The sequence below is a fragment of the Streptomyces sp. NPDC015220 genome (assembly GCF_043079345.1).
GTDB lineage: Bacteria > Actinomycetota > Actinomycetes > Streptomycetales > Streptomycetaceae > Streptomyces.
On record NZ_JBIBUK010000005.1, the window covers coordinates 244,951 to 254,295 of the forward strand.

4 protein-coding genes are annotated in these 9,345 nt (G+C 71.6%); all 4 read left to right on the plus strand.

The window, feature by feature from the left end; translation table 11 throughout:
- The first annotated feature begins 500 nt into the window (after positions 1-500).
- On the plus strand, positions 501-1,289 hold the full coding sequence (locus ACF061_RS14725) for an ABC transporter ATP-binding protein (protein ID WP_392267237.1): 789 nt from the start codon (positions 501-503) through the stop codon (positions 1,287-1,289).
- Positions 1,286-3,865, plus strand: coding sequence for an ABC transporter permease (locus ACF061_RS14730; RefSeq protein WP_392267238.1), 2,580 nt, complete (start codon positions 1,286-1,288; stop codon positions 3,863-3,865). Before ACF061_RS14725 ends, ACF061_RS14730 begins: the two co-directional genes overlap by 4 nt.
- 467 nt (positions 3,866-4,332) lie before the next feature.
- Positions 4,333-7,887, plus strand: coding sequence for a transcription-repair coupling factor (mfd, locus tag ACF061_RS14735; protein ID WP_392267239.1), 3,555 nt, complete (start codon positions 4,333-4,335; stop codon positions 7,885-7,887).
- 276 nt (positions 7,888-8,163) lie between these two features.
- Entirely contained in the window at positions 8,164-8,928 is a 765-nt protein-coding gene (locus ACF061_RS14740; RefSeq protein WP_392267327.1) for an HNH endonuclease family protein, read from the plus strand.
- Positions 8,929-9,345 lie beyond the last annotated feature (417 nt).

Consider the following 9,345-nt stretch of genomic DNA (forward strand, 5'->3'; position numbering starts at 1 on the left):
CTCGGGCAACGGCCAGGCGGGGAGGGTTCGTCGGGGGCGGCTCGGCAGGCGGGCGACGGTCCCTCGAACAGCGGGAATCCGTTCCGCGCTTGACCTTCACGCGACGGAAGGGTGGAGGCTCGGTGGGCCGGTGGGTGGAGGCGACCCTGAGAAGGGGTCCACCTGTCGGTGGAGAGCCCCTAGGGGTAGCTCCGTACTCGGGGTCGGGGAGGGTTCGTTCCGGCGGAGGACGAGACGGCCGGGTGGTCGTCCTTAACCTGGCTTCACGCCGCTGGGGTGGCCCGCCGCACCGAGGGGGGTGGGGTTTTCCCCAGCGGAAGACTGCGCTGAGCACCAGCGCGCCGGGGGGCCGCGCCGACCAGACTCGTCGGCGTACCGATTCGCACCTCGCACGCACGTCGCACAACTGCGGCATGTATGCGGCGCGCACGTCGTACGAACCCGATCCATCCGCTTCGGGCGACGCTCGTCGCGTCGCCGACCGATATAGGAGACTTACCGTGACATCGGCTGTGACCATTCCCAGGCACGGGGGTACTGGAGGGACTACGGCCGTTGCCGCGCGGGCGCGGCAGGTCGTGAAGGCGTACGGGACCGGGGAGACCCGTGTCGTCGCCCTCGACCACGTCGACGTGGACATCGCACGCGGCCAGTTCACCGCGATCATGGGCCCCTCCGGGTCCGGCAAGTCCACGCTGATGCACTGCCTCGCCGGACTCGACACGGTGAGCGGCGGTCAGATCCACCTGGACGAGACCGAGATAACCGGGCTGAAGGACAAGAAGCTCACCCAGCTTCGCCGGGACCGGATCGGTTTCATCTTCCAGGCGTTCAACCTGCTGCCGACGCTGAACGCGATCGAGAACATCACCCTGCCCATGGACATCGCCGGGCGGAGGCCGGACCAGGCGTGGCTGGACCGGGTGGTGGAGACCGTGGGCCTGGCCGGCCGCCTCAAGCACCGGCCCAACCAGCTCTCCGGCGGACAGCAGCAGCGCGTCGCCGTGGCCCGGGCGCTGGCCGCCCGCCCCGAGATCATCTTCGGTGACGAGCCGACCGGCAACCTGGACTCGCGGGCCGGTGCGGAGGTCCTCGGCTTCCTGCGCAGGTCGGTGGACGAACTGGGCCAGACGATCGTGATGGTCACGCACGACCCGGTGGCCGCCTCCTACGCCGACCGGGTGCTGTACCTCGCCGACGGCCGGATCGTCGACGAGATGTACCAGCCGACGGCCGACCAGGTCCTGGACCGCATGAAGGACTTCGACGCCCGGGGGCGTACCTCATGACCGTCCTGAAGACCTCGCTGCGCAACTTCTTCGCGCACAAGGGCCGCATGGCGCTGTCGGCCGTGGCGGTGCTGCTGTCGGTGGCCTTCGTCTGCGGGACGCTGGTGTTCACCGACACGATGAACACCACGTTCGACAAGCTGTTCGCCGCCACCTCCTCCGACGTGACGGTCAGCCCGAAGGGCGCCTCGGACACCGGCGAGACCACTTCCAGCAACGGCCTGCCGCCGGTCATGCCGGCCTCCGTGCTCGGCACGGTGCGCGGCGCGGACGGCGTGCGGTCGGCCGAGGGCACGGTGGCCTCTACCTCCGTGACCGTCGTGGACGCCGGCAAGGACAGCCTGTCGCCCAGCAACGGCGGGCCCACCATCGTCGGCAGCTGGAGTGCCAACGACGCCCGCACCATGAAGATCACCTCCGGTGCGGCGCCCAGGGGCCCGGACCAGGTCATGGTCGACGAGGACACCGCAGACAAGCACCACCTGAGGCTCGGTGACCAGATCGCCGTGATCAGCGCGGTGGGCACCCACCCGGCGAAGGTCTCCGGCATCGCCGCCTTCACCGTCACCAACCCCGGCGCCGCGATCTTCTACCTGGACACGAAGACCGCCCAGCAGACCCTGGTCGGCCGGACCGGCGTCTACACCAACGTCAACGTCACCGCGGCCGCCGGCGTCAGCGACGCGCGGCTGAAGACGAACGTGACGGCCGCGCTCGGCGGCGGCTACAAGGTGCAGACCGCCAAGGAGGTCTCCGACGCCAACCGCAAGCAGCTCGGCGGCTTCCTCGACGTCATGAAGTACGCGATGCTCGGCTTCGCCGGGATCGCCTTCCTCGTCGGCATCTTCCTGATCATCAACACCTTCTCCATGCTGGTCGCCCAGCGCACCCGGGAGATCGGCCTGATGCGCGCCATCGGCTCCTCCCGCAAGCAGGTCAACCGCTCGGTGCTGGTCGAGGCGCTGCTGCTCGGCGTGGTCGGCTCGGTCCTCGGCGTCGGCGCCGGCATCGGCATCGCGGTCGGGCTGATGAAGCTCATGGGCTTCATGGACATGCACCTGTCCACGGACGACCTGACCGTCGCCTGGACCACCCCGGTCACCGGCCTCGTCCTCGGCGTCGTCGTCACCGTGCTCGCCGCCTACCTGCCGGCCCGCCGCGCCGGGAGGATCTCGCCGATGGCCGCGCTGCGCGAGCACGGCGCCCCGGCCGACGCCCGCGCCGGACGCGTCCGGGCCCTGCTCGGGGTGCTGCTCACCGGCGCCGGCGGGGCGGCGCTGTACGCGGCGGCCGCGGCCGACAAGGCGAGCGAGGGCTCGCTGTGGCTGGGGCTGGGCGTGGTGCTGTCCCTGATCGGCTTCGTGGTCGTCGGCCCGCTGCTGGCCAGCGGCGTGGTCCGGGTGCTCGGCGCGGTGCTGCTGCGGGTCTTCGGTCCCGTCGGCCGGATGGCCGAGCGCAACGCGCTGCGCAACCCGCGCCGCACCGGCGCCACCGGCGCTGCCCTGATGATCGGCCTGGCCCTGGTGGCCTGCCTGTCGGTGGTGGGCTCCTCCATGGTGGCCTCGGCCACCGACCAGCTCGACAAGACGGTCGGCACGGACTTCATCATCCAGTCCGACCGGGGGCAGCTGATCACCACACAGGCCGTGCGGGCGGTGAAGTCGGTGCCGGAGCTGGAGCGGGTCACCGAGTACCGGCCGGCCGAGGCCACCCTGACCACCCCCGACGGCGCGGTCACCAAGAAGCAGACGGTCAAGGCCGCCGACCCGACGTACGCCCAGGACCTGCGCACCAAGACGGTGGCGGGCGACCTGGCCGACGCCTACCGGGCCGACTCGATGTCCGTGTTCGAGGGCTTCGCCGAGGACCACGGCCTCAAGGTCGGCTCCACGGTCTCGGTGGCCTTCAAGGGCGGCCGGACGGCCAAGCTGACCGTCCGCGCCATCACCAGCGACGACGTGGTGGTCGACAAGCACTCGATGTACGTCGCCATCGACACGGTCGCCAAGTACGTCCCGGCCGAACGGATGCCGCTGGACGCGCTGGTCTTCGGCATGGCGAAGAAGGGGCAGCAGGACGCGGCGTACAAGGCGCTCAAGGCGAAGCTGCACGAATACCCGCAGTACGTCGTGCGCGACCAGAGCGACTACAAGCAGGAGCTGAAGGACCAGATCGGGCAGCTCCTCGACCTGATCTACGGGCTGCTGGCGCTCGCCATCATCGTGGCGGTCCTGGGCGTGGTGAACACCCTGGCCCTGTCGGTGGTGGAGCGCACCCGCGAGATCGGTCTGATGCGGGCCATCGGCCTCTCCCGCCGTCAGTTGCGCCGCATGATCCGCCTGGAGTCGGTGGTGATCGCCCTGTTCGGCGCCCTGCTCGGCCTCGGCCTCGGAATGGGCTGGGGCGCCACCGCCCAGAAGCTGCTCGCACTGGAGGGCCTGCACGTCCTGGAGATCCCCTGGCCGACCATCATCGGGGTCTTCGTCGGCTCGGCCTTCGTGGGCCTGTTCGCCGCCCTGGTCCCGGCGTTCCGCGCCGGCCGGATGAACGTCCTGAACGCGATCGCCACGGACTAGCGATCCGCCACGGGCCGGGGATCGCCACGGACTAGCGATCCGCCACGGGCCGGGGATCGCCACGGACCGGCGATCCGCCACGGGCCGGCGAGCGTGCCGGACCTCCGTGGACGGGGGTCACGGGGAAGCCCGGGGCCGGGAAGTCACAGGACTTCCCGGCCCCGGGCTCGTGTGCTCCAGCCCGCCCGGGGGCCCCTGCCCGCTCGGCCCGGGAGGGTTCGAGGGCGGGGCGGGGCCGGAGCGCCGTCCCGGGGACGGCCCCCGGGGCGGGGGACGGGAAGGGGCGGCGGGGGCGCAACACCCCTGGCCCCGCCCCCGCGTCGCTCAACCGTTCGACACGCGGGGCGTCGTCCACAGCCCCACCGGTCCCGCCGCCGGCGTCGTACGCTGAAGGGACCCCGGCCCGTCGCACGAGTCGGGCCGTTCGCGTTGCCCACACCCGCCACCCCAGGACGGAAAGCCCCTCCATGAGCCTGCACGGTCTGCTCGACGCCGTCGTCAAGGACCCCGCCCTCGCGGAAGCGATCACCGCCGCGGCGGACGGCAACCGCATGCACGTCGACCTGGTCGGCCCGCCCGCGGCCCGCCCCTTCGCGGTCGCCGCCCTCGCCCGCGAGGCCGGCCGCCCGGTCCTCGCGGTGACGGCGACCGGCCGCGAGGCCGAGGACCTGGCCGCGGCCCTGCGCTCGCTGCTGCCGCCCGAGGGCGTGGTGGAGTACCCCTCCTGGGAGACCCTCCCGCACGAGCGGCTCAGCCCGCGCAGCGACACGGTGGGGCGCCGGCTCGCCGTGCTGCGCCGCCTGGCCCACCCGAGGGCCGACGACCCGGAGACCGGCCCGGTCCAGGTCGTCGTCGCACCCGTGCGCTCCGTGCTCCAGCCCCAGGTCAAGGGCCTCGGCGACCTGGAACCGGTGGCCCTGAGAACCGGGCAGAACGCCGATCTGGAGGAGGTCGTCCAGGCGCTGGCCGCCGCCGCGTACGCGCGGGTGGAGCTGGTGGAGAAGCGCGGCGAGTTCGCCGTGCGCGGCGGCATCCTCGACGTGTTCCCGCCCACCGAGGAACACCCCCTGCGCATCGAGTTCTGGGGCGACGACGTCGAGGAGATCCGCTACTTCAAGGTCGCCGACCAGCGCTCCCTGGAGGTCGCCGCGCACGGTCTGTGGGCCCCGCCCTGCCGTGAGCTGCTGCTCACCGAGGACGTGCGGGCCAGGGCCCGGGACCTGGCCGAGCGGCACCCGGAGCTGGGCGAGCTGCTGGGCAGGATCGCCGAGGGCATCGCGGTGGAGGGCATGGAGTCCCTGGCCCCCGTCCTCGTCGACGACATGGAGCTGCTGCTCGACGTGCTGCCCAAGGGCGCGATGGCCGTCGTGTGCGACCCGGAGCGGGTGCGCACCCGCGCCGCCGACCTGGTGGCCACCTCCCAGGAGTTCCTCCAGGCGTCCTGGGCGGCAACCGCCGGCGGGGGCGAGGCGCCCATCGACGTCGGCGCGGCCTCCCTGTGGTCCATCGCGGACGTCCGCGACCGGGCGCGCGCGCTGGACATGATGTGGTGGTCGGTCTCGCCGTTCGCGGCGGACGCGACGGCCGAGGACACCGACACGCTCAAGCTGGGCATGCACGCGCCCGAGAGCTACCGCGGCGACACGGCCAAGGCGCTCGCCGACACCAAGGGCTGGCTCGCCGACGGCTGGCACACCGTCTTCGTCACCGAGGGGCACGGCCCGGCCGCCCGCACGGTCGAGGTGCTCGGCGGGGAGGGCATCGCGGCCCGCCTGGCGGTCACCGACGGACGGACGGGCGACCTCGGAGAGCTGACCCCGTCGGTGGTGCACGTGGCGTGCGGCTGCATCGACAACGGCTTCGTGGACCCGGTGCTGAAGCTGGCGGTGCTCACCGAGACCGACCTGTCCGGCCAGCGCACCGCGAGCCGCGACGGCGCCCGGATGCCGGCCCGCCGCCGCAAGACCATCGACCCGCTCACCCTGGAGTCGGGCGACTACATCGTCCACGAGCAGCACGGTGTGGGCCGCTACATCGAGATGGCGCAGCGCACCGTGCAGGGCGCCACCCGCGAGTACCTGGTGGTGGAGTACGCCCCCGCCAAGCGCGGCCAGCCCGGCGACCGCCTCTACATCCCCACCGACCAGCTGGAGCAGATCACCAAGTACGTCGGCGGCGAGGCGCCCACCCTGCACCGGCTCGGCGGCGCGGACTGGACGAAGACGAAGGCGAGGGCGAAGAAGGCGGTCAAGGAGATCGCCGCCGACCTGATCAGGCTGTACTCCGCCCGCATGGCGGCGCCCGGACACGCCTTCGGCTCCGACACGCCCTGGCAGCGCGAGCTGGAGGACGCCTTCCCGTACGCGGAGACCCCGGACCAGCTGACCACCATCGCCGAGGTCAAGGAGGACATGGAGAAGTCGGTCCCGATGGACCGGCTGATCTGCGGCGACGTCGGCTACGGAAAGACCGAGATCGCGGTCCGGGCCGCTTTCAAGGCCGTCCAGGACGGCAAGCAGGTCGCGGTGCTCGTCCCCACCACCCTGCTGGTGCAGCAGCACTTCGGGACGTTCTCCGAGCGCTACGCCCAGTTCCCGGTGAACGTGCGGGCGCTGTCCCGGTTCCAGACCGACACCGAGGCCAAGGCCGTCCTGGAGGGCATGCGCGAGGGCGCCGTGGACGTCGTCATCGGCACCCACCGCCTGTTCTCCTCGGAGACCAAGTTCAAGGACCTGGGCCTGGTCATCGTCGACGAGGAGCAGCGCTTCGGCGTCGAGCACAAGGAGCAGCTCAAGAAGCTGCGCGCCAACGTCGACGTCCTGACGATGTCCGCCACCCCGATCCCCAGGACCCTGGAGATGGCGGTCACCGGCATCCGGGAGATGTCCACGATCACCACCCCGCCCGAGGAGCGCCACCCGGTGCTGACCTTCGTCGGGCCGTACGAGGAGAAGCAGATCGGCGCCGCGGTCCGCCGCGAACTGCTGCGCGAGGGCCAGGTCTTCTACATCCACAACCGGGTGGAGTCCATCGACCGTGCCGCCGCCCGGCTGCGCGAGATCGTCCCCGAGGCGCGGATCGCCACCGCCCACGGCCAGATGTCGGAGCAGGCGCTGGAGCAGGTGGTCGTCGACTTCTGGGAGAAGAAGTTCGACGTGCTGGTGTCCACCACGATCGTCGAGTCCGGCATCGACATCTCCAACGCCAACACCCTCATCGTGGAGCGCGGCGACAACTTCGGCCTCTCCCAGCTGCACCAGCTGCGCGGCCGGGTGGGCCGCGGCCGCGAGCGGGGCTACGCCTACTTCCTCTACCCGCCGGAGAAGCCGCTGACGGAGACCGCCCACGAGCGCCTGGCGACCATCGCCCAGCACACGGAGATGGGCGCCGGCATGTACGTGGCGATGAAGGACCTGGAGATCCGCGGCGCCGGAAACCTGCTGGGCGGCGAGCAGTCCGGGCACATCGCGGGCGTCGGCTTCGACCTGTACGTCCGCATGGTCGGCGAGGCGGTCGCGGACTACCGGCGCCAGCTGGAGACGGGCGGGGCCGAGGAGGAGGCGCCGCTCGAGGTCAAGATCGAGCTGCCGGTCGACGCGCACGTCCCGCACGACTACGCGCCCGGCGAGCGGCTGCGTCTCCAGGCCTACCGGGCCATCGCCTCCGCCGCCTCGGAGGAGGACATCAAGGCGGTCCGCGAGGAACTGACCGACCGCTACGGCAAGCTGCCGGAGCCGGTGGAGAACCTGCTGCTGGTGGCGGGCCTGCGCATGCTGGCCCGGGCCTGCGGTGTCGGCGAGATCGTCCTGCAGGGCAACAACATCCGCTTCGCCCCGGTGGAGCTGCGCGAGTCCCAGGAGCTGCGCCTCAAGCGCCTGTACCCGGGCACGGTCGTCAAGCCGGCCGCCCAGCAGGTCCTCGTCCCCCGCCCCAAGACCGCCAAGGTCGGCGGAAAGCCGCTGGTCGGCCGGGAACTGCTGGGCTGGGTGGGCGAGTTCCTGGCCTCGGTCCTCGGGTCGTAGCATCCCGGGCTTCTCCGGCGGGGCCTCCCGCCGGAGAAGCGGGTCCCGGCGAGACGTTCACCACTACGTCCGCCGTCACGCCCGCCGATACGCCCCACCCGCGCCGTCTGCCCCTTCGCGCCCCAAGTGTCCGGCACATCGTCCTGGTTACGGTGGGCAGACGGATGACAGGCCCGCGCGCACCAGGGGCGGGGCCGCAAGGCATGGGGAGGGCTCATGGGCGCAGAGGTGTGCCGAGGCACCGAGGACCGCGCGGGGCGTGCGGGACACCGGGACGTGGGGCGCTCCCTGGTGCGTACCGGGCTCGCGGTGTGCGCCGCGGTGGTCCTGGCCGCCGGGTGCAAGGACGTCACCGACACCGGGTCCGCCCAGGACAGCGGGGCGCCGGCGGCCCCGGCCCCGGACGGGCACGCGGTCAGCCCGCTGAAGAACCCGGACGGGACGAAGCCGGGCCTGGCCGCCCTGACGAGCGATGCCGACCGGGCCGCTGCCCGCAAGCTCATCGGGACCGTGACGACGAAGGGGCGCGGCCCCAAGACCGGTTACGCCCGGGACCGGTTCGGCTACGCGTGGATGGACAACGTCGACGGCGTCCCGCTGTCGCACAACGGCTGCGACACCCGCAACGACCTGCTGAGGCGCGATGGCCGGGACGTCGGCTTCCGCAAGGGCTCCAACTGCGTCGTGACCTCGATGACCCTGGACGACCCGTACACGGGACGGGCGATCGAGTGGACCAAGTCGCACGCGACCACCGTGCAGATAGACCATGTGATGCCGCTGTCCTACGACTGGCAGATGGGTGCCGCGCACTGGACGAAGGAGAAGCGCGAGCAGATCGCCAACGACCCGCTCAACCTGCTCCCGGTGGACGGTCCCACCAACGGCGCCAAGAGCGACTCGGGCCCGGCGACCTGGCTGCCGCCGAGCAAGGGCATCCGGTGCTCGTACAGCGTGCGGTTCGCCCAGGTCTCGCTGAAGTACAAGCTGCCGGTGACGCCCGCGGACAAGCAGGCCATGCTGAGGCAGTGCGGCGGCTGACGGCGTGACCCGTGCGAGGACGGCGGGGAACGCGGGCGACACGGACGCGAAAGTGGCGCACCTGACTCCACTTGAGTCACCGTCAGGTGAAGAACCGATACGGATGACATGACGGATCGGTAAAGGCGTTCACAAGCCGCAAAGGGGCGCCCGACAGCAAATCGGTCAGGTTCAGTAAGAGGCGGTCAAGGTCTGCACAAGAGCTGTCCTTAAGGCTGTCCACAGGTTGTTCACAGCGGGCAAGATCGGCGCGTTTATTTGTCGCTTTCTCGATCGCTGGAGTCGAAGCCGTGCCTCTGTGGCCGTTCAGCCGCCGCCCACGTCCCGCGCCACCCGCGCGATCCGCGCGTCCCGCGCGCTCCGTGGACCCCGCGCTCTACGCGCGCAGATCACGCCCTCACCGTCGTGGGGCGCGCG